Source organism: Accumulibacter sp. (genome assembly GCF_016789985.1).
Taxonomy (GTDB): Bacteria; Pseudomonadota; Gammaproteobacteria; order Burkholderiales; family Rhodocyclaceae; genus Accumulibacter.
Genome location: NZ_JAEUOL010000169.1, coordinates 34,894 through 54,862, shown reverse-complemented (window position 1 = coordinate 54,862; position 19,969 = coordinate 34,894). Strand labels below are relative to the sequence as shown.

The window sequence follows — 19,969 nt, the reverse complement described above, 5'->3', positions numbered from 1 at the left end:
CAGCGCCCCCTGCCCGAGGTAATTGAGATAGAGCAGCGGGAAGACGAAGCCGAACCAGGCCCACTTGATCGCCCGCCGGCCGAAGTGCCCCATGTCGGCGTAGAGCGCTTCACCGCCGGTGATCGCCAGAACCACCGAACCCAGCGCCAGGAAGACCATGCCTGGATGCTGCATGGCAAAGGACACGGCGTACCACGGATTGATCGCTGCCAGCACGGCCGGGTACTTGATCACGTTCCACAGGCCGAGCGCGCCAAGGGTGGCGAACCAGAACATCATTACCGGTCCGAACAGCGCGCCCACGGCAGCCGTGCCGTGCCGCTGAAAGGCAAACAGGAGAACCAGGATGACGACTGTGAGTGGCAAGATGTAGAGGCCGAGCAGAGGCGCCGCGACTTCGAGTCCTTCGACCGCCGCGAGAACCGACATCGCCGGCGTGATCACCGCATCGCCATAGAACAGTGCCGCACCGAAGATCCCCAGAACCGAAACCAGCCACAGCACACGCGGCGAGGCATTCGCCGTGCGCAACGCCAGCGCGGTGAGCGCCATGATGCCGCCCTCACCCTTGTTGTCGGCACGCATGATGAAGAGCACGTACTTCAACGACACGGTGATGGTCAACGCCCAGAAAACCAGCGAGAGAATGCCGAGCACGTTGTCCGCGGTGACCGCCAGTGGATGGTGGCCGCCGAAGACCTCCTTCATGGTGTAAAGGGGACTGGTGCCGATATCGCCAAAAACGACCCCCATCGCGGCCAGTGCGGTCGCGGCCAGACTTGGGTGCTCGCCGTGCGGCTCGTTCTCTGCGCTCACTGCCCCTCCGGAATGTCGCCTGCCATCGCCCGCCTGCGTGCCGGACCGACAGCCGCGCAGGCGGCCATCTTCTCACAGAAGAGTCTCACGGGCGGACCCCATCGAACCCCAGCCGCCCTTGCCTCCACTCCAAGAAATATGCGCCAAAATGTTTCAAGACCATCGGCGCGGCCGATATCGCGGAGTACAATCCGGCGCTTCGTTGATTCATCCCAGGATCAGGGGGCTAATAACGTGAGCGAAGAGAACAACAAGCCGATCACCCCGGAAATGCTGCAGAAGGGCATCGCCGAGGTCCACCTGAGCGAGGTTCGGTCACTGCTCTCCCTACAGAAACGAGTGGAAGAGCTGGTAGCGCCCTTGGTACGCGAACAGGGAACACCCACCCTGGATGAAGCAAGCGTCGAAATTCAGCAACAGTACCGCCGGGAGCTCCGCCAGAAACTCAAGCTGATGCCACCGCGCGAGGTCGCCTACATTCTTGAATCACTCGATCCCCACGAACGTCTGGTCGTCTGGGAGGAAGTCAAGGAGGGTGCCGACCCGATTCTCGCCCTGCTGCCGGACGAAGTCCTCGAAGAGTTGATCGACGACAGTCACTACCGCAACGAGAAGATGGCGATCACCGCCTTTGAGCTGCGTGATGGCCGACTGCGCCAGATCGCGGTTACCGGCCCGGACGATTTGCGGGACGTGCAGCCGATCTGGGTGGATCTCGTAGCGCCAACCAAGAAAGTCCGTGGCTGGATTGGCGAACGGTTTGACGTGGACCTGCCCGACCCGGGCAATCTCACCGACCTGGAAGCGAGCGCCCGCTTCTATGTGGACGAAGAAGGGCACACCCACCTGCACTCCGACTTCCTGCTCGACACCCGGGAGGAATCACGTAACGTTCCGGTCGCCCTCATCCTCCAGTACGACGTCCTGTTCACTGTGCGCAGCGAGGAGCTGCCGGTATTCCGCCTGCAAAGGGCCCGCGCGCGTACCCGGCCAGGCTACGTCAGCAACGGTACCGACGTGCTGCTCGACCTCTACGCAGCCGACGTCGAGTACTCGGCCAACGCTCTCGAGGACGTTTACGCCGAACTGGAAAAGGTTGGCAGGCAGGTGCTGCGCTCGCACACCAGCGACCAGGAGGCGTCGAAAATCCTGTTGGCGATCTCCGAGGCCGAGGATCTCAATGGACGCACACGCCGCAGCGTACTTGACACGCGGCGGGCATTGTCCTTCCTGCTGCGCGGCAAGTTCCTCTCCGAGGCGCAACACAACGACGTGCGCGAGATCCTGCGCGACATCGAATCGCTCGACGGCCATACCGCGTTTCTGTTCAACAAGATCAACTTCCTGATGGATGCCACCGACAGCGCGATCAACATCAACCAGAACAAGGACATCAAGCGGCTGACCATCCTGAGCGTCATTTTCATGCCGATCAACGTGCTGGCCGGCATGGGCGGCATGTCCGAATTCTCGATGATGACCGAAGGGATTCCCTGGCCGATTGCCTACTCGAGTTTTGCTTGTGCCATGGTCGCCGTTGGCGGATTGACCTATCTCGGCCTGCGCCACTTCGAGCGGCGCCGGGCACGCAGCAGTCACGCCGCAAACCGCCGGACCGACTAGATCCCTGCCGGGCTTGCTTGCGCGATGAAGCGCCGCCCTCCGCCCGGGGCTTCATTTCACTGGCCGCCCGGGGTGGTCTTCGGCGCCACGCCGGCAGCCGGGACGCTCTTCACCAGTTGCTGAAAACGGCGTCTGCGGCAGCGACGGTGGCTGCGATATCGGCCGTACTGTGGGCGGCCGACACGAAGCCGGCTTCAAAAGCCGAGGGAGCGAAATAGTGTCCGGTGTCGAGCATGGCGTGGAAGAAGCGCCTGAACGCCGGCTGATCGGACTCCATCACCTCGGCGTAGGTCTGTGGGCACTGCGCACGGAAGTAGAGTCCGAACATCCCGCCGATCGACTGTGCCGAGAACGGGACACCGTGTTTTCTGGCCACGGCCACCAGCCCTTCGGTGAGACTGCGCGCGCCCTGCGCCAGCGCATCGTAAAAGCCGTCCGCCTGCAGCAGCTTGAGTGTCGCCAGACCGGCAGCCACTGCCACCGGGTTGCCGGACAGCGTACCGGCCTGATACACCGGGCCGAGCGGCGCGATGCTGGCCATGATCTCGCGCCGGCCGCCAAACGCGCCCACCGGCATGCCACCGCCAATCACCTTGCCGAGAGTGGTCAGATCCGGCGTCATGTCGTAGAGTCCCTGTGCGCCGCGCGGGCCGACCCGGAAACCGGTCATCACCTCGTCGAAAATCAACACTGCTCCGTGACGGCTGCACAGTTCGCGCATGGTCTGCAGGAAGCCGGACCGTGGCGCGATCAGGTTCATGTTGCCGGCGACCGCTTCGACGATCACCGCAGCAATGGCCGCCCCATGCTCGGCGAAAGCGGCCTCGAGCTGCCCGCTGTCGTTGTAGTCGAGCACCAGCGTATGGCGAGCCACATCGGCCGGCACACCCCCCGAACTCGGATTGCCGAGGGTCAGCAGGCCCGAGCCGGCCTTGACCAGAAGGCTGTCCGAATGACCGTGATAGCAGCCTTCGAACTTGATCAGCAGATCACGTCCGGTAAAACCGCGTGCCAGACGGATGGCACTCATCGTCGCCTCGGTTCCCGAACTGACCAGCCGCACCATTTCCAGCGAGGGCAACAGGCTGCACAGCAGCTCAGCCATCTCGACCTCGCTCTCGGTTGGCGCGCCGAAGGACAGGCCATTGGCAGCCGCCTGTTGAACGGCAGCGATCACCGCCGGATGGGCGTGCCCGAGAATCAGCGGCCCCCAGGAGCCCACGTAATCGAGGTAGCTCCGGCCGTCGGCATCGGTGACCCGTGCGCCGGTGCCCACAGCGAAAAAGCGCGGCGTGCCGCCGACCGACCGAAACGCCCGTACCGGCGAGTTGACGCCGCCGGGAATGTACTGCTGGGCACGTTCAAAAAGTTGTTGGCTACGGGACATCACGGTTTTCTTCCTTGAAGCGGAGTTGATAGGCCGCCGCGCGTGCCGCCACATCGGGCGCGTCGAACAGGTCGCTGATCACCGCCAGCAGATCGGCCCCGGCCGCCAGCAGGGGTGCCGCATTGTCTGCGGTGATACCGCCAATGGCACAACTCGGCACGCCCAGTTCGGCACGGCACAGCGAAAACAGCGACAGCGGAGCGGGCGGTGCCAACGGTTTGGTCAACGAAGGATAAACCGCGCCAAAAGCAACATAATCAGCCCCCGCCGCAGCCGCCGCACGAGCGCGGGCGAAATCGGCATAACAGGAGACGCCGACCAGGCAGCCAGGCGGCAAGGCTTGCCGGGCGGCCAGCAGATTGCCATCGGTCACGCCGAGATGGACGCCATCGGCTTCGATCGCCAGAGCCAGGATGAGGTCGTCATTGATCAGCAGGCGGGCGCCATACCGTCGGCAAAGACCGTGCAGGGCACGCGCCGTGGCCGCCCGCCGGTCGGCAGGCGCCTTCTTGTCGCGATACTGGAGGAGCGTTGCCCCACCCCGCAAGGCCGCCTCGACTCGGACAAGCTGGCTTTTCTCGTCGGTCAAGCCATCCGGGGTAATCGCATAGAGACCGCGCAGTCGCGGCCGCAGCGCTTCAGTCATCAAAACCGCCACGCCGCGCGCGGATGCGGAAAAAGCGATCGGGAAGGAACTGTCCCATGCCCGGCCGAAACCCGGCGACCAGCGCCTGCCATGTGTACTCCTGCGCCGCCCCGACCGCTTCGTCCATCGACAGACCGTGAGCAAGATTGGCGGCAATCGCCGAAGCCAGCGTACAGCCGGACCCATGATAACTGTCCGGCAGACGATCCCACGCATCGCTGCGCACCAGACCAAGCCCTTTTCGATAAAGATTATTGATGACACGCACCGTATTGTCGTGAGTCCCGGTCAACAGGACGTACTCGCAACCCAGATCGAGCAGGCTCTGCGCGCATTCGACCAGGGTCGGCGACAGCGGATCAGTCTCGTCGTCGGTTCCATCGCGGTTGCCATCGACCAGGCGTCGCGCTTCGAGAGAATTCGGTGTCAGGATGGTGGTCAAGGGCATCAGCAATTCGCGCAGGCCGGTGATCATCTCCTCATCTGCCAGTTCATCACCTCGTCCGGAGGCCAGTACCGGATCAAGCACCAGTGGCACGGCAGGATAATCGGCGACGATCCCGGCAATCACCGCGATGTTTTCGAGGCTGCCCAGCAGACCGACCTTGAATGCCGAGACCGGCATGTCTTCGAGCAGCGTGCGCGCCTGATCCTCGACGCAATCGGCATCGACCGCCAGCACGCTGTCGACGCCGACGGTATCCTGTACAGTGAGCGCCGTGGTCACCGACAGGGGGTGGCAGCCGATCGACGAAATGGTCATCAGGTCGGCCTGCATCCCGGCACCACCCGAGGGATCGCTGGCGGCAAAAGTAAGTACGATGGGGGGCGACAGTTGGCTTGAGCGTGGCTTCATGAGAACACGATGGCGTCAGGACGGGCTGCCTTCGACAAACCCTTGGCATCAGGCAGCGGGTTTGGCTAGAATCCTTGCGTTTTCCCGAGAATTCTACCCGAAAACCGATGACCACCCTAAATATGCCGAATGACGAGCCCTATCGCACCTGGATGTGTCTGACCTGTGGCTTCATTTATGACGAGACCAAGGGACTGCCGGACGACGGCGTCGCCCCCGGTACACGCTGGACGGATCTGCCGATCAACTGGACCTGTCCGGAATGCGGAGCACGCAAGGAAGATTTCGAAATGGTCGAAATCTGAAGACAATGCGGTATAGTGCTGACAGCAGAACATGATAATGAAACCGGGACTTCCGAAGGTTTCGATCGCGACCGGGAACACTCTGGAGGAGAAAGGTGACTGAAGCTGCAAGGTTACGCGGCGTCAAGGTCATGGTCATCGACGACAGCAACACGATACGGCGCAGCGCAGAGATCTTTCTCGTACAGGCCGGATGTCAGGTGCTGCTCGCCGAGGACGGTTTCGACGCGCTGGCCAAAGTTGCCGATCATCAACCGGAAGTCATTTTTTGCGACATCGTGATGCCACGCCTTGACGGCTACCAGACCTGTGCCCTGATCAAGAAAAACCAGCGTTTTCGCTCGACGCCGGTGATCATGCTGTCATCACGGGATGGCCTGTTCGACCGCGCGCGTGGCCGCATGGTCGGCTCCGACCATTACTTGACCAAACCATTTACGAAGGACAGTCTGTTGCAGACGGTTGCGGCTTTTGCACCACCGCCAGCGACCTGAGAATGACAGAGCTTGTTGCAGGGCAACCGGGGAGGCTGAGAGCCCATGACCATCAAGAAGATCCTCGTCGTTGACGATTCGCCGACGGAACGGCATGTCCTGAGAGAACTGCTGAGCAGTAACGGCTATCAGGTGATTACCGCAGAAAACGGTGAGGAAGGAATTGCCAAGGCGCGCAACGAGTTGCCGGATCTTGTCCTGATGGACGTGGTAATGCCCGGCCTCAACGGCTACCAGGCAACCCGTACCCTGACCCGTGATCCGGCGACGAGAAACATCCCGGTAATCGTGTGCACCACCAAGGGCCAGGAAACCGACAAGATCTGGGGCTTGCGCCAGGGGGCACAGGATTATCTGGTCAAACCAGTAAATGGTCAGGAGTTGCTGGCCAAGATTGCAGCTCTCTGAACGATGGCCCGGGCATGACCAAGAAGATCAGTCTGCACGAATTTCAGTCCTATCTCGCAGCACGCCTGGCCGGCACGAGCAATCAGACGCCGGCCGGATTGCTTGGTGTTCAGGCCGGATCGCAATACTGGCTGCTCGATCTGGCTGACTCGGGTGAGATCGTTACCCTCACCCCCCTGACCACGGTTCCCTTGACCAAAGCCTGGTTCGCAGGGATCGCCAACATCCGCGGCAATCTGTACTCGGTGGTTGATCTGTCGGCCTTTGTCGGCAAGGAAGCGACGCCTCGCAACAGCAGTTCCCGGCTCCTTCTGGTGGGCAGCCGGCATGGCAGCAATGCCGCCCTGCTGGTGAACCGCATGATTGGCTTGCGTAATGTCGACGCCTTGACGCCTGAACCCGCAGCCTCTGACGCACCGGCCTGGGCCGCAGAAACCTATTCGGACAACGAAGGGCGGCGCTGGAACAAGCTCAGAGTGCGGGAACTGCTGGCCGACGAGGCGTTCATGGACATCGCCGCTTGAGCCGCGCGTGCATCAAGCAGACCTCGACGACCATGATTCTCACCGTCGAGGAAGTGTAACCGGAGAAGGAAGATGACGTTCAGACTCAAGCTACCGGCTTTCCTGTCCCGCATCACGGACCCTGCAGGTGAGACGCTCACCAGTCGCACGGTGATGGATACGGACGCTCCGGCGAAAAAGGCGGCGTTCCCGTTTTCGCCCGCCATGCTGCGCCAGCTGCCGGTTGCCAAACGCTTGCAACTGCTGGGCGGCTGCCTGGTGCTGGTGATGCTGGTGATCGCCGTGGTCGTCTATCGCGACAACCGGCAGGCGACCTTCCATACGGCTTACATCGCCACCGCCGGCGACATGCGGATGCTGTCGCAACGACTGGCCAAGGCCTCGAGCCTGGCCCTGCTTGGCGAACCGATCGCCTTCAAGCAGCTACGGGAATCCAGGGACAGCTTCGCCGACAATATTGAAAAGCTGACCAACGGCGGGGAACTGGCCGCCGGCCGGGTCCCCCCCTCGCCAGGCAGCGTCCAGCCACAACTGCAGGCACTGACCCAGGTCTGGGACAAGACCGACAAGAACGCGACCCGCCTCCTGGAAATGGAGAAGAATCTGATTTCCCTCGGTAAGGACGTCGCCTCGATCAACGAGCGGAATCCACAACTCCTGGACTTGTCGGAGCAGCTGGCGGCGCTCAAGCTGCAAAGCAGTGCCAGCGTGCGGGACATTGCCGCGGCCAATCTGCTGGTGATGCTGACGCAACGGATTGCCAAGAACGCCAATGCGTTGCTGCTGGGGGATGCAATTGACCCCGAAATCGCCTTCCTTCTCGGCAAGGACACCAATACCTTTCGCGATACGGTGCAGGCGCTGACCAAGGGCAGCGAATCGATGCGTATCGCGGCGACCACGGACCCCGAGGCAAAACACAAGCTGGCCGAACTGGACAGCACTTTCGGCGATTATCGGGCAGCCGTCGGCGGCATTCTGGGCAACATGCAGCGACTGATCATTGCCAAGCAGGCAGGTTCCCAGATCTTTCGCGACAGCGAAGAGCTGCTTCAGGTAACCGACCAACTGGCCCAGAGCTATCAGGACAACCGTCTGAATCGTACCGCCTATGGCATCGTGGTTCTGTTGCTGATTGCTCTGGCGGTCGCGCTGGGCATCATGTTGGCCAGAACCTACCTGACCGAAAGCCGGCGTCAGGCCGAGCAGGCCGAACAGGGCCGACGTGAGACCGAAGCGGTCAATCGCCAGAACCAGGACGCCATCCTGCGCTTGATGAACGAGCTTGGCGATCTTGCCGACGGCGACCTGACGGTGACGGCAACCGTGTCCGAGGATATCACCGGCGCCATCGCCGACTCGATCAACTACACCATCGAAGAACTACGCGTCCTGGTCGGTCGCATCAACGATGCTGCCGGACGGGTGACGCAGGCGACGGAAATGGCGCAGCAAACCTCGACCGAACTGCTTGCGGCCGCCGAACGACAGGCCGCCGAGATCAAGGTGGCTGGCCAGTCGGTGCTGGCCATGGCCTCGTCGATGACCAGCGTGTCGAGCGACGCCAGGCAGTCGGCGAAAGTGGCACGCCAGTCGTTGGCGGCTGCCGGCAAGGGCGCCCAGGCCGTCGAGGATTCGATCACCGGCATGAACCGCATTCGCGAGCAGATCCAGGAAACCTCGAAACGCATCAAACGTCTCGGCGAGTCCTCACAGGAGATCGGTGAAATCGTCGAACTGATCTCGGACATCACGGAGCAGACCAACGTGCTGGCGCTCAACGCCGCGATCCAGGCCGCTTCTGCCGGTGAAGCTGGACGCGGCTTCACGGTGGTGGCGGAAGAAGTACAGCGACTCGCCGAACGCTCCGGTGAAGCAACCAAGCAGATCGGCGCGATCGTCAGGACCATCCAGACCGACACCCAGGACACTGTTTCGGCAATGGAGGAGTCAACCCGCGGCGTCGTCGAGGGGGCCAGACTCTCTGATGCAGCCGGCCAGACGCTGGCGGAGATTGGCGAGGTCACACGAACGCTGACCGCACTGATCGAGAACATCTCGGCAGCCACCCGTCAGGCCGCGGATTCCGCGACCAAGGTCGCCCGCCGGATGCAGGAGATATTGCAGGTGACCGGGCAGACCACCGCCGGTACACAGAAAACCGCCACGGCAATCGGCGAACTGGCCGGACTGGCCACCGAGCTGAAGGGTTCGGTAGCCGGCTTCAAGGTTTCCTGAAAGCCGGATTGGAAAGAGACTGTTCCCGATGAATGCCCCGACGGACTTCGACATCGGCCCGCTGACGTGGGTCAAGAGCGAAATCGACCTCGCGCTCGAACGGGCGGACAAGGCACTGCAGGACTTTGCTGCCGGCGCCACCGACGACCATGCCGATCGCACACAGATCAGGTTTTGCCGAACCCACTTGCACCAGGTACAGGGCGCGTTGACCATCGTCGGTCTCGATGGCGTCACCCAGGTAGCCGAGGCACTCGAGTTCCTGCTCGAAGGCATGGAAAAACAGGAACTGCCGGCCGATCCTTCGACTGTCGACCTGATCCAGCGAGCTCTGGCAGCCCTGCGTCATTATCTTGACGATCTGATCAGCGGCCAACCGAACCAGCCAATGCGCCTGTTGTCGCTTTATCGCGAGGTGCAGTCGGCGCGCGGAAGAGAACACGTCCAGGCGAGCGACCTGTTCTTCCCCGACCTGCGCATGCGACCACCGCAGCGCAGTGGGCCGGCGGTAAAGCTGGGCCGCAATGAGTTCGAACATCGCCTGCGTCAGCAGCGAGCCCACTTCCAGCGAGGCCTCCTGGCCTGGTTGCGCTCGCCCACCGCGGGTGCCGGCGCTGCCGAGATGCTCGCCGCCGTCAAGCGTATCGAGGCGATCCAGGAAATGCCATCGGCGCGTGCCTTCTGGTGGGTTGCGACTGCCTTCCTCACCGCCCTGGGCGAAGGCGCACTGCCGCCGGACGCTGCTGCCAGACAGCTGTGCAGCCGCATCGATCTGCAAAGCCGACGCCTCCTGGAAGGTTCGAGCAACGTTGCCGAACGCCTGATGCGTGACGCGCTTTATCTGGTCGGCATTGCCAGCAGCAACCATCGGGCGGTACGCAAGGTCAAGGAAGCCTATCAGCTGTCGACCTTGCTGCCCGGCTCGGTAAGCGGCGTCCCGATTGCTCTGGATTCGGTGCGACGCCGCTTGCGTGAGGCGATCACGGCCACCGAAGAAGCCTGGAACAAGTTCTGCGCCGGTACCATGCAGGCCTTGCCGACCTTCCGCGCCAATGCCGCCACGCTATCGACCATCGCGCAAGAACTGGGTCATCCGGACTTTTGCCGTCTGGTACAAGCCATCGCCGAGGTAGCCAGTTTCCTGGGACAGACACCAGCTCGCCACAGCGAGCCCCTGGCCATGGAGAACGCGACAGCCATCCTGCTCGCACAGACTGCACAGGAAAACATCCAGTATCTGGGCAGCAGCTTTACGCATCAGGTCGACGTGATGGTCGCCCGGATTCATGACTGCATTGCCGGCACTCCATTGCGACCCGGGTCGGAACTGCCTTCGCTCGACGAGATTTCCCGCCAAGCGCAGGAGAAGATGCTCGTTGGCCAGGTCGCCAGAGAAATCAAGAGCAACCTCGCCCAGATCGAGCAAATGCTCGATGCATTCTTCCGCGATGCCGAAAGAGGCGCCGATCTGGCTGCCCTGGATTCGCCTCTGCGACAGGTGATCGGTGCACTGTCGATGATGCGCCATGATGGTGCGGTAAGGGTTCTGCGCCAGTGCGCAAAAGATATCGAGCGCTTCTCGAACCCGGACTATGTGCCGAGCCAGGCAGACTTCGAGGGAGTCGCCGAGCAATTGTCGCTGGTCGGCTTTTTCGTCGACGCGATACAGACGGGGGCCAGCGACTTCGACAACTTTGTCAGCCGAATGAAGGCGGACGCTGCCCCTGTCGTCGTTCCCGATGCGGCGGCTTCGGTCGAACAGGAAGTCGAACAGCAGAAGCGCGAAACTCATGCCTTGCTGGTGGCGCTCAAGGAACAGCCAAGCGACAGTGACCTGCGACAGGAGGTGCAGCAGAACCTGGCAGCACTGCAGAAGGATGCCGATCTGGTCGCCGACAAGGAACTTGGCCAGCAGACCAAGCAGATGCTTTCTGCCTTGGCGGCGGGGGGCGATGCGGCCCGCCAAATCGACCTCGCCATGGCCACCCTCAAGCCGGAGGCGCCAGTCACCCCACCGCCCTCGGCAGAGACCCTCCAGCTCTCGCAGGCCACGGCCGAAGAAGTCGATGCCGAACTGCTGGAAATCTTCCTCGAAGAAGCCGACGAGGTCCTGGCCAGCATTGATCAGAACCTCCGCCTGATCGAGCAACGGCCACACGACATCGAGGTATTGACCGGGCTAAGGCGTTCGATACACACCCTCAAGGGAAGCGGCCGCATGGTCGGCCTCAAGGATTTCGGGGAAGCGGCGTGGTCCGTCGAACAGGTACTCAACCTCTGGCTGAGACAGGAGCAGGCCGCCACCCCCAGCCTCCTCGACCTGCTCGGCCAAGCCTACGCGGCGTTTTTCACTTGGCTCCAACAGCTCAAGACGGGAGTCGGCCAGCTCCCTGACGTGACTCGCCTGATCACCCTGGCCACTCTCCTGAGGGAAAACGGCCAAGCTGCAAGCGAGCGACCATCGACCGGTCTCACCGGCGAACCAGCCACCGCGACAACCGCATCACCCTCTCCTGACCTCGCACCGACGATTACCTCCATCGCCCAGATGGCGGAAGTCGTCGCTCGCTCACGGCTGTCGATCGCGCCGGCCCTGGCCGGTATCTTCCGGGATGAGGCGGAAGGCCATCTGGCCACCCTGCAGCGCGAGTTCGCGCGGCTCGAGGCCGATCTGACGGCTCCGACAACGCACGAGATGTACCGCGCCGCGCACACGCTGGCCGGCATCGCCGGAACGGTCGGCATCGACGCGGTCAACCACCTGGGACATGCGCTCGAACGGGCTTTGCTGCGGCGCAACCAGGCTGCCCAGCGCGACAGCCTGGAAGCCTTCGAGACCGTAAGGCAGGCCATCGCCGAGCTCAACCTGATGCTCGCCGATATCGTGCGCGAGCACGAACCTGAGCCGCTCCCCAGCCTGCTCGAGGCGCTCGATAGCCTGTACCCGGAACTGGCCGTCGAGGAGCTGGCTCAGCTTGCCGAAGCAGCCGCCGCTGAGGAGGAAGCGGCACCCGCCATGCCCGAAGCGTTGGCCGGAGGCAGGCGGGCAAGTGAATCGACCAGCGAACCGGTGGCGCCACCGGCCATACCAGCGCTGCAGGACGAACTCGATGAGCAACTGCTGCCGCTGTTCATCGAGGAAGCACTCGACCTCAACCAGAGCATCGCCGCACAACTGCACGCCTGGCGCAGCAATCCCGCCGATCCCGAACCGGTGCGCCGACTGGCACGTCTGTTCCACACGCTCAAGGGCAGTGCACGGATGGCCGGAGCGATGAATCTGGGCGACCTGACCCACGCGATCGAAAGTCGCATGCAGGAAGCGCAGGGGGCAGGAGCAGCGCCACCCGAACTGATCGACGACATCGACAGCGCGTTCGACGTCATTGTGCAGGTGATCGAGCGACTGCAGCGCGGCGAAACCGGGGATGCGCCGATTGAAGTATCGGACGCCACCGCTTCCGAACTGCTTGCCGAAACGCTGGCCGGAACTCTTCCGGCGGCCGGCGAGAATGTTCCCGGCACAGCTTATCCGGAAGTGCCCGAGGCGGATGCCGACAGCAGCCAGCGGGCCAGCCTGCGCGTGCGTGCCGACCTGATCGACCGGCTGGTCAATGAGGCCGGCGAGTTGTCGATCGCTCGTTCGCGGATCGAGGGCGAGATGCGTGGCATCAAGGCTTCGCTGCTCGACCTGACCGAGAACGTCATCCGCCTGCGCCGGCAATTGCGCGACATCGAAATCCAGGCCGAACTGCAGATGCAGTCGCGTACCGCACAGGCCGGAGAGCAGCACGCCGACTTTGACCCGCTCGAGTTCGACCGTTTCACCCGCTTCCAGGAACTGACGCGAATGATGGCCGAATCGGTCAATGATGTGGCAACCGTCCAGCAGAACCTGCTCAAGAACCTTGACGACGCCAACGCTGCGATCATCGCTCAGGCACGCCTCAACCGCGAGGTGCAGCAGGAACTCATGTCGGTGCGCATGGTGCCCTTCGGCAATATTGCCGATCGCCTCTATCGTATCGTCCGCCAGGTCAGCAAGGAAATCGGCAGGCGGGCGAACCTCGAGATCAGCGGTGCCCAGCTCGAACTCGACAGAAGTGTTCTCGACAAGATGGTGGCACCACTCGAACATATGCTGCGCAATGCCATTGCGCACGGACTGGAGGACGCCCAACATCGCCTGACCATGGGCAAGCCGGAAATCGGCGAGATATCGCTAACGCTGAAGCAGGAAGGCAACGAGATCATTCTCTCCCTTTCCGATGACGGCGCCGGACTCGACATCGACCGCCTGCGCGAGCGTGGTCTGTCGTCCGGCCTGTTGCACAAGGATGACGCAAGCAATCCGGAACGTGTCGTCGAGCTGATTTTTGCGCCGGGAATCTCGACCGCCAATGAGGTATCACAGCTGTCGGGGCGCGGTATCGGAATGGATGTACTGAAAAGCGAGGTCACCAGTCTCGGCGGTCGCATCGAGGTCGTCTCCCTTCCCGGTCAGGGAACGACCTTCCGACTCTATCTGCCGCTGACACTGGCCGTCACCAAAGCCCTGCTGATCCGTTCAGGCAACCGCCAGTATGCCATCCCGTCAGCCATGATCGAGCAGGCGCTCGATCTCAAGGAGAAAGCGCTGGCGCGCATACGTGATGCCCGCGAGGCCGTGTGGACCGGCAATCACTATCCCTTCAACTACCTGCCCCACCTGCTTGGCGACGGACAGGCGCTACCCGAGAAACACACTCAATACTGGGTCCTGCTGCTGCGCAGTGGCAGCAAGCGGGTCGCCCTGCAGGTCGATGAACTGCTCGGCAACCAGGAAATCGTGGTCAAGAACATCGGCGCACAACTGGCCCGAGTGATTGGCATCGACGGAGCGACCGTGCTGGGCAACGGCCAGGTCGTGCTGATCCTCAACCCGATTGCCCTGGCCAGTCGCGATCGCCAACCCGCGGCCGTCTCGCCGGTGCCGACGATACGGCAGCCGCTGACCGACGGTAGCCGCACTGCCAGCGTGCCAACCATCATCATCGTCGACGACTCGCTGACCGTGCGCAAGATCACCAGTCGCCTGCTAGCCCGCGAAGGCTACCAGGTCATGACCGCCAAGGATGGGGTGGACGCACTCGAACAACTGGTCGCGGTCGTACCGGACGTCATGTTGATCGACATCGAAATGCCGCGCATGGACGGCTTCGAACTGACCAGAAACGTCCGTTCCGACAAACGACTGGGATCCGTGCCGATCATCATGATCACCTCGCGAACAGCCGAAAAGCACCGTCAGTACGCCCTCGAGCTGGGTGTCAACCACTATCTCGGCAAGCCCTACCAGGAGGACGAGCTGCTACGACTGGTGAAGCGCCACGTCAGCGAGCTGCGCCACCAGACTTGACCACCGCGTAACGCTGCAGCGTCTGGCGCCTTGCCGCCTCGTGTTCGACCATGGGCGCCGGCGTATCGAGACCGATGCGGACGCCGCAGGCCGTCTGCTCGGCTGCACTCATGCGCCAGGGCGCGTGGATGAACCGATCGGGCACCCCGGCCAGCTCAGGCAGGTAGCGGCGAATGAATTTGCCGGCCGGATCGAAACGTTCGGACTGTGTCAGCGGGTTGAAGATGCGGAAATACGGCTGTGCGTCACAACCGCTCGATGCCGCCCATTGCCACCCGCCGTTGTTGGCTGCGAGGTCGAAGTCGTTGAGCTGGCGCGCAAAATACGCCTCACCCCAGCGCCAGTCCATGCCCAGATCCTTGGTCAGGAAGGACGCCACCAGCATGCGCAGCCGGTTATGCATGTAACCGCTCTGATTGATCTGGCGCATTGCGGCATCGACCAGCGGATAGCCGGTACGCCCTGCGCACCAGGCAGCAAAAGACTGTTCGGCGGCTGGTCCCTGCTCCCAGACGATGGTATCGTACTCCGGCCTGAATGCGTGCTGCGTGACGTGGGGAAAGCGGTCGAGAATCATGAAGTAGAAATCGCGCCAGATCAGCTCGGAAAGCCAGGTGGCCGGCCCCTCGGCCTCAGTGCGCAAGGCTCCCGCCGCGACCGCCTGCGCCACCAGATGACGAATCGAGACCGTCCCGAAGCGCAGATGGACGGAGAGATACGAAACGCCCCTGACGGCCGGAAAATCGCGCTGCTGCTTGTAGCGCCCGATACGTGCCATGAAGTCGTCCAGCAACTGTCGGCCACCGGACATGCCCGGCACGATCCGCAAAGCGCGCAGGTCGGTTCGGGCAAAGCCGAGATCGGCCAGCGACGGCACGCCACTCGCCAACGCGTCCGCTGCCAGGCTGCCGCGCCCTGCCGCATGCGGCAGCCAGTCATCCTCGGTCAGTCGCTTCAGCCAGCTGTTACGGTAGGGCGTAAACACGGTGTACGGGCGTCCGGTCTGCGTCAGGACTTCCTCTCCGTCAAACATCGCCTGATCCTTGAACGATTCGAAGCCAATGTCATCGACCCTCAATGCCGCTTCGACCGCGGCGTCGCGTTGCTTTGCCTGCGGCTCGTAGTCGCGGTTGGCAAACACCGCCGATACGCCAAGCGCCCTGGCCAGACTGGGAATCTCGATGCGCGGCCAGCCATGACGCACGATCAAGGCACCGCCACGCGCGCGCAACGCCACGTCCAGCTCGACCAGCGATTCGCGGATGAACTCGAGACGCCGGTCGTCTGCTCGATCGAGCCGATCGATGATCTCCCGATCGAATATGAATGTGCAGTAGACCCGCCGTCCGCGCCGCAGCGCCTCGCAAAGCGCGGTCTGGTCGCAATCCCGCAGGTCGCGCCGAAACCAGACCAGAATTGACTCCATCGCCGATTACCTTTGTGTCAGCCGCCAGCGCCGATTAGAATAAGACCATGCAAAGCATCGATCTGACCGACCATTTTCTCATTGCCATGCCAGCGATGGTGGACTCTTACTTTTCCAAGACGCTGGTCTATATCGCCGAACACAACGATCGCGGCGCCCTGGGGGTGATCATCAATCGCCCGATCGACATGAGTCTGGGTAGTCTGCTCGAAAAGATCGACGTGCCGCTGCACGCCGAAGGCATCGCCAACCTGCCGGTTCTTTTCGGTGGGCCGGTCCAGACCGACCGCGGCTTTGTCCTCCATCGCCCGCTGGGACAATGGCAGTCGACGCTGGTGGTCAACGAGCAGGTCGGTCTCACCAGTTCGCGCGACATCTTGCAGGCGGTCGCCCTGAACGGCCAACCGCATGATGTGATGGTCACGCTGGGTTACGCCGGTTGGTCAGCCGGCCAGCTCGAACATGAACTGGCGCAGAACGCCTGGCTGACCGTTCCCGCCGAACTGCACATCCTCTTTGAATTGCCTTACGAAGAGCGACTGGCATCCGCCCTCGAACTGCTTGGCGTCAACCCGACCAATCTGGTCGATGAAGCGGGGCATGCCTGAGAGGGTGGACAAGCGCACAGGCACCGTCCTCGCCTTCGATTTCGGCGAGAAGCGCATCGGCATCGCCGTTGGTGAATGGGAACTGCTCCGGGCCCATCCCCTGACCACCATCAGGCTCGAAACCAATGCCGAGCGTTTTTCTGCCATCGCCGCCCTGATTGCCGAATGGCAGCCCTCCAGCCTGGTGGTAGGTCGTCCGCTCTCACTTGATGGCGCAACACATGCGATGACCGCCCGCTGCACACGTTTTGCCAATCAGTTGCGCGGGCGCTTCGGCCTCCCGGTGGACCATGCCGACGAACGGCTGTCATCGACGGAGGCAGAGGCGCAACTGCGTTCTGCCGGCAACAGGGTCCGCAAGCGGAGCGAATATGTCGATGCCGTGGCTGCCCAACTGATCCTGCAGACCTATTTTGCAGACATGACCTCATCCGACCATGGCTCCCTCCCCACTGAACCCGGACATGCCGATGACCGCCGAACCGATACGCTCTCCCACTGAGTTGCCCGATGCCGAAACCCAATGTGTCCAGCTAGCCGAGTTGATTCGTCCGCGGCTGTACCCGGAGACCGTTCTGGTCGGCATTCACAGCGGAGGCGTCTGGGTTGCCCGGCGCCTGCACGAACTGCTCGATCTCGAAACGGAAATCGGTCTGATCGACGTCTCGTTCTACCGCGACGATTACCGCGAAAGAGGTCTTCATGCACGGGTCAAGCCGAGCTCGATCCCGTTCGATGTTGAAGGCCGTGCACTGATTCTGGTGGACGACGTTCTCTACACCGGTCGCACGACGCGTGCAGCAATCAACGAATTGTTTGACTATGGACGTCCGGCGAGCATACAGCTCGCGGTGCTGGCCGATCGGGGCAGACGCCAGCTGCCCATTTGCGCTGACTTCTGCCCGTGGCGGGTCGACCTCGATCCGTCACACGAACTGGTCCTCTCGGCGGAGGCCAGCGGACGCCTGCAATGGAGCCTTGAACAGCATGCATAATCCTCAACTCAACGCCCACGGCGAGTTGACGCACCTGCTGTCAATTGAGGGCTTGCCGCGCGCGGTGATCATCCATATTCTGGATACCGCATCAAGCTTTCTCAAGGTATCCCACCGTGACGTCAAGAAAGTCCCACTGCTGCGCGGCAAGAGCGTGTTCAATGTCTTCTTCGAGAACTCGACGCGCACCCGGACCACCTTCGAGATCGCCGCCAAGCGCCTGTCGGCGGATGTGATCAATCTCGATGTGACGCGCTCTTCGACGGCCAAGGGCGAAACCCTGCTTGATACGGTCGACAATCTGGTCGCCATGCACGCCGACATGTTTGTCGTACGCCATGCGTCGAGCGGCGCCCCGCACCTGATCGCCGACCACCTGCGCCGGGTCGGGCGAGACAACGTGCATGTGGTCAACGCCGGTGACGGACGCCATGCGCATCCGACGCAAGGCCTGCTCGACATGTACACCATCCGCCATTACAAGAACGACTTCGCCAACCTGGTCGTGGCGATTGTTGGCGACATCCTGCATTCACGCGTTGCCCGCTCGGACATCCACGCGCTGACCACGCTCGGTGCCGCCGAGGTGCGCGCCGTCGGTCCGCAGACGCTCTTGCCAAGCGCCATCGAAAAGATGGGAGTGCGGGTGTGCCACGACCTGCGCACCGGAATCCGTGATTGTGATGTGGTCATCATGTTGCGGCTGCAGAACGAGCGCATGAATGGCGCGCTGCTGCCCTCGGCGCGCGAGTACTTCCGCTGCTACGGGCTGACACCGGAGTCTCTGGCACTGGCCAAAACCGACGCCATCGTAATGCACCCGGGACCAATGAACCGAGGCGTCGAGATCGACTCCGACGTCGCCGATGGACCACAGGCGGTGATCCTGCCGCAGGTCACCTTCGGCATTGCCGTGCGCATGGCGGTGATGGGTATTCTGGCGGGGAATTGAGGCATGAGCATGCAACACCTTCACATCCGCAACGCCCGCTTGATCGATCCCAGGAACGGCGTTGATGAGCAGCTTGACCTGTTCATTGCCGACGGGCGTATCGCGGCGATCGGGCGACCGGCCACCGACTTTGCTGCCCAACGCACGATCGACGCCGCCGGCATGATCGTCTGCCCCGGTCTGGTCGATCTCTCGGCACGGCTGGGCGGCATCGAACCGGAACTTGGTGCGGCGGTCGCCGGCGGCGTCACTTCCCTCGCCTGCCCACCCGACAGCAAACCGCTGCTCGACGAACCGGGGCTGGTCGAACGTCTGGTGCGGCGCAGCGACACCCTCGGTCTGGCTCGGGTTTACCCGATCGGTGCACTGACCCAGCAACTGGCGGGCGAGCGACTCGCTGAAATGAACAGCTTGGCGCGCGCCGGCTGTATCGCCTTCTCGCAGGCCAAGCAGGCCATCGTGGACACGCAGTTGCTGCTACGCGCCATGCAGTACGCAGCGACCTTCGGTTACGCCGTCCGTCTGCGCCCTCAGGACGATTTTCTCGCCCGCGAGGGAGTTGCGCACGATGGCGAAGTCGCCTCGAGGCTGGGCCTGACCGGTATCCCCGTCGCGGCTGAAACCGTTGCCACAGCAACCGCCCTGCAACTGGCGGCGCACACCGGCGTCCGTCTGCACCTGTCACGCCTGTCATCGGCCGCAGCGATCGAGCTCATTCGCCAGGCACGATGCGCCGGGATGCCGGTCACTTGCGACGTGGCGGTCCATCACCTGCACCTCTCGGAAATGGACATCGGCTACTTCGACAGCAACGCGCGCTTCGACCCGCCGCTACGCTCGGCGAGTGACCGCGATGCGCTGCGCGCCGCTGTTGCCGAGGGACTGGCAGCGATCTGCTCCGACCACACTCCGGTCGATGCTGATGGCAAGCAACTGCCGTTCGCGGAGGCCTTGCCAGGAGCCACCGGACTCGAACTCCTGCTGCCGCTGACCCTGCTCTGGGCCCGGCAGACCAAGCTGCCGCTGGCCGTTGCTCTGGCCCGCGTCACCTCTGATCCGGCAACCATTCTCGGCCTCGACGCCGGCTCGCTGACGGTCGGCGGTCCGGCAGACGTGTGCCTCTTCGATCCGGAAGAGTCGTGGTGCGTAACACCCGAGGCACTACGCAGCCAAGGCAAGCACACTCCCTTCCTGGGCTACGAAGTAAGTGGCCGGGTACGCATGACTCTGGTTGGCGGACGAATCGTCTTCGCAGCCTGACGCAGTAAGCCCCATGACCGGGCGGAGCGGCGG

At 62.8% G+C, this 19,969-nt stretch carries 17 protein-coding genes; 12 read left to right on the top strand and 5 right to left on the bottom strand.

Annotated elements, in window-relative coordinates:
- The coding region (locus tag JNK99_RS10150; protein ID WP_291852285.1) for a KUP/HAK/KT family potassium transporter at window positions 1-753 on the bottom strand (753 nt) is incomplete at its 3' end.
- A gap of 297 nt (window positions 754-1,050) precedes the next feature.
- Between JNK99_RS10150 and JNK99_RS10145 the strand changes: the two genes are divergently transcribed.
- Entirely contained in the window at window positions 1,051-2,439 is a 1,389-nt protein-coding gene (locus JNK99_RS10145; RefSeq protein ID WP_291852277.1) for a CorA family divalent cation transporter, read from the top strand.
- A 109-nt stretch (window positions 2,440-2,548) separates the two neighbouring features.
- Here JNK99_RS10145 and hemL read toward each other — a convergent pair whose 3' ends face one another.
- The 3 genes from hemL to JNK99_RS10130 are packed head-to-tail and all read right to left on the bottom strand — an operon-like array spanning window position 2,549 to window position 5,328.
- A complete protein-coding gene (hemL, locus tag JNK99_RS10140) occupies window positions 2,549-3,829 on the bottom strand; it encodes a glutamate-1-semialdehyde 2,1-aminomutase (RefSeq protein ID WP_291852274.1) in 1,281 nt (426 codons plus the stop codon).
- Entirely contained in the window at window positions 3,816-4,472 is a 657-nt protein-coding gene (gene thiE, locus JNK99_RS10135) for a thiamine phosphate synthase (protein ID WP_291852270.1), read from the bottom strand. The genes hemL and thiE overlap by 14 nt, the downstream gene beginning before the upstream one ends.
- Window positions 4,465-5,328, bottom strand: a complete 864-nt coding sequence (locus JNK99_RS10130; RefSeq protein ID WP_291852268.1) for a hydroxymethylpyrimidine/phosphomethylpyrimidine kinase — start codon at window positions 5,326-5,328, stop codon at window positions 4,465-4,467. The genes thiE and JNK99_RS10130 overlap by 8 nt, the downstream gene beginning before the upstream one ends.
- Window positions 5,329-5,435: 107 nt before the next feature.
- Here JNK99_RS10130 and JNK99_RS10125 point away from each other — a divergent pair, with 107 nt between their 5' ends.
- The 6 genes from JNK99_RS10125 to JNK99_RS10100 all read left to right on the top strand — a co-directional run bounded on the left by JNK99_RS10125 (window position 5,436) and on the right by JNK99_RS10100 (window position 14,695).
- Entirely contained in the window at window positions 5,436-5,633 is a 198-nt protein-coding gene (locus tag JNK99_RS10125; RefSeq protein ID WP_291852265.1) for a rubredoxin, read from the top strand.
- A 131-nt stretch (window positions 5,634-5,764) separates the two neighbouring features.
- A complete protein-coding gene (locus JNK99_RS10120) occupies window positions 5,765-6,127 on the top strand; it encodes a response regulator (RefSeq protein WP_291852281.1) in 363 nt (120 codons plus the stop codon).
- 45 nt (window positions 6,128-6,172) lie between these two features.
- The gene (locus JNK99_RS10115) at window positions 6,173-6,535 is read left to right on the top strand and encodes a response regulator (RefSeq protein ID WP_291852263.1); all 363 of its coding nucleotides are present in this window, start codon (window positions 6,173-6,175) and stop codon (window positions 6,533-6,535) included.
- A 14-nt stretch (window positions 6,536-6,549) separates the two neighbouring features.
- Complete coding sequence (locus JNK99_RS10110; RefSeq protein ID WP_291852261.1) at window positions 6,550-7,059, top strand: chemotaxis protein CheW; 510 nt, start codon at window positions 6,550-6,552, stop codon at window positions 7,057-7,059.
- Window positions 7,060-7,131: 72 nt separating this feature from the next.
- Window positions 7,132-9,297 (top strand): methyl-accepting chemotaxis protein, encoded by a 2,166-nt coding sequence (locus JNK99_RS10105; RefSeq protein ID WP_291852258.1) that lies wholly within the window; start codon window positions 7,132-7,134, stop codon window positions 9,295-9,297.
- A gap of 28 nt (window positions 9,298-9,325) precedes the next feature.
- Window positions 9,326-14,695: an Hpt domain-containing protein gene (locus JNK99_RS10100; protein ID WP_291852253.1), complete on the top strand. Its 5,370-nt coding sequence runs from the start codon at window positions 9,326-9,328 to the stop codon at window positions 14,693-14,695.
- On the opposite strand, the gene JNK99_RS10095 is transcribed toward JNK99_RS10100, so the two are convergent.
- On the bottom strand, window positions 14,670-16,121 hold the full coding sequence (locus tag JNK99_RS10095) for a deoxyribodipyrimidine photo-lyase (RefSeq protein ID WP_291852250.1): 1,452 nt from the start codon (window positions 16,119-16,121) through the stop codon (window positions 14,670-14,672). The genes JNK99_RS10100 and JNK99_RS10095 overlap by 26 nt on opposite strands.
- 47 nt (window positions 16,122-16,168) lie before the next feature.
- Here JNK99_RS10095 and JNK99_RS10090 point away from each other — a divergent pair, with 47 nt between their 5' ends.
- Genes JNK99_RS10090 through JNK99_RS10070 form a run of 5 tightly spaced genes read left to right on the top strand, consistent with a single transcriptional unit; the run spans window position 16,169 to window position 19,936 of the window.
- Window positions 16,169-16,729: a YqgE/AlgH family protein gene (locus JNK99_RS10090; RefSeq protein WP_291852246.1), complete on the top strand. Its 561-nt coding sequence runs from the start codon at window positions 16,169-16,171 to the stop codon at window positions 16,727-16,729.
- Window positions 16,722-17,231: a Holliday junction resolvase RuvX gene (gene ruvX, locus JNK99_RS10085; protein ID WP_291852243.1), complete on the top strand. Its 510-nt coding sequence runs from the start codon at window positions 16,722-16,724 to the stop codon at window positions 17,229-17,231. The genes JNK99_RS10090 and ruvX overlap by 8 nt, the downstream gene beginning before the upstream one ends.
- A complete protein-coding gene (gene pyrR / locus JNK99_RS10080) occupies window positions 17,200-17,724 on the top strand; it encodes a bifunctional pyr operon transcriptional regulator/uracil phosphoribosyltransferase PyrR (RefSeq protein ID WP_291852240.1) in 525 nt (174 codons plus the stop codon). The genes ruvX and pyrR overlap by 32 nt, the downstream gene beginning before the upstream one ends.
- Window positions 17,717-18,676, top strand: a complete 960-nt coding sequence (locus JNK99_RS10075; RefSeq protein WP_291852237.1) for an aspartate carbamoyltransferase catalytic subunit — start codon at window positions 17,717-17,719, stop codon at window positions 18,674-18,676. The genes pyrR and JNK99_RS10075 overlap by 8 nt, the downstream gene beginning before the upstream one ends.
- Window positions 18,677-18,679: 3 nt before the next feature.
- Window positions 18,680-19,936 (top strand): dihydroorotase, encoded by a 1,257-nt coding sequence (locus JNK99_RS10070; RefSeq protein WP_291852234.1) that lies wholly within the window; start codon window positions 18,680-18,682, stop codon window positions 19,934-19,936.
- The last annotated feature ends 33 nt before the right edge of the window (window positions 19,937-19,969 follow it).

Coding starts and splice junctions, on each gene's coding strand:
- thiE (WP_291852270.1), bottom strand. CDS start 4,472: ATGACTGAAGCGCTGCGGCCGCGACTGCGCGGTCTCTATGCGATTACC.
- JNK99_RS10130 (WP_291852268.1), bottom strand. CDS start 5,328: ATGAAGCCACGCTCAAGCCAACTGTCGCCCCCCATCGTACTTACTTTT.
- JNK99_RS10125 (WP_291852265.1), top strand. CDS start 5,436: ATGACCACCCTAAATATGCCGAATGACGAGCCCTATCGCACCTGGATG.
- JNK99_RS10120 (WP_291852281.1), top strand. CDS start 5,765: ATGGTCATCGACGACAGCAACACGATACGGCGCAGCGCAGAGATCTTT.
- JNK99_RS10115 (WP_291852263.1), top strand. CDS start 6,173: ATGACCATCAAGAAGATCCTCGTCGTTGACGATTCGCCGACGGAACGG.
- JNK99_RS10110 (WP_291852261.1), top strand. CDS start 6,550: ATGACCAAGAAGATCAGTCTGCACGAATTTCAGTCCTATCTCGCAGCA.
- JNK99_RS10105 (WP_291852258.1), top strand. CDS start 7,132: ATGACGTTCAGACTCAAGCTACCGGCTTTCCTGTCCCGCATCACGGAC.
- JNK99_RS10100 (WP_291852253.1), top strand. CDS start 9,326: ATGAATGCCCCGACGGACTTCGACATCGGCCCGCTGACGTGGGTCAAG.
- JNK99_RS10095 (WP_291852250.1), bottom strand. CDS start 16,121: ATGGAGTCAATTCTGGTCTGGTTTCGGCGCGACCTGCGGGATTGCGAC.
- JNK99_RS10090 (WP_291852246.1), top strand. CDS start 16,169: ATGCAAAGCATCGATCTGACCGACCATTTTCTCATTGCCATGCCAGCG.
- ruvX (WP_291852243.1), top strand. CDS start 16,722: ATGCCTGAGAGGGTGGACAAGCGCACAGGCACCGTCCTCGCCTTCGAT.
- pyrR (WP_291852240.1), top strand. CDS start 17,200: ATGACCGCCGAACCGATACGCTCTCCCACTGAGTTGCCCGATGCCGAA.
- JNK99_RS10075 (WP_291852237.1), top strand. CDS start 17,717: ATGCATAATCCTCAACTCAACGCCCACGGCGAGTTGACGCACCTGCTG.
- JNK99_RS10070 (WP_291852234.1), top strand. CDS start 18,680: ATGAGCATGCAACACCTTCACATCCGCAACGCCCGCTTGATCGATCCC.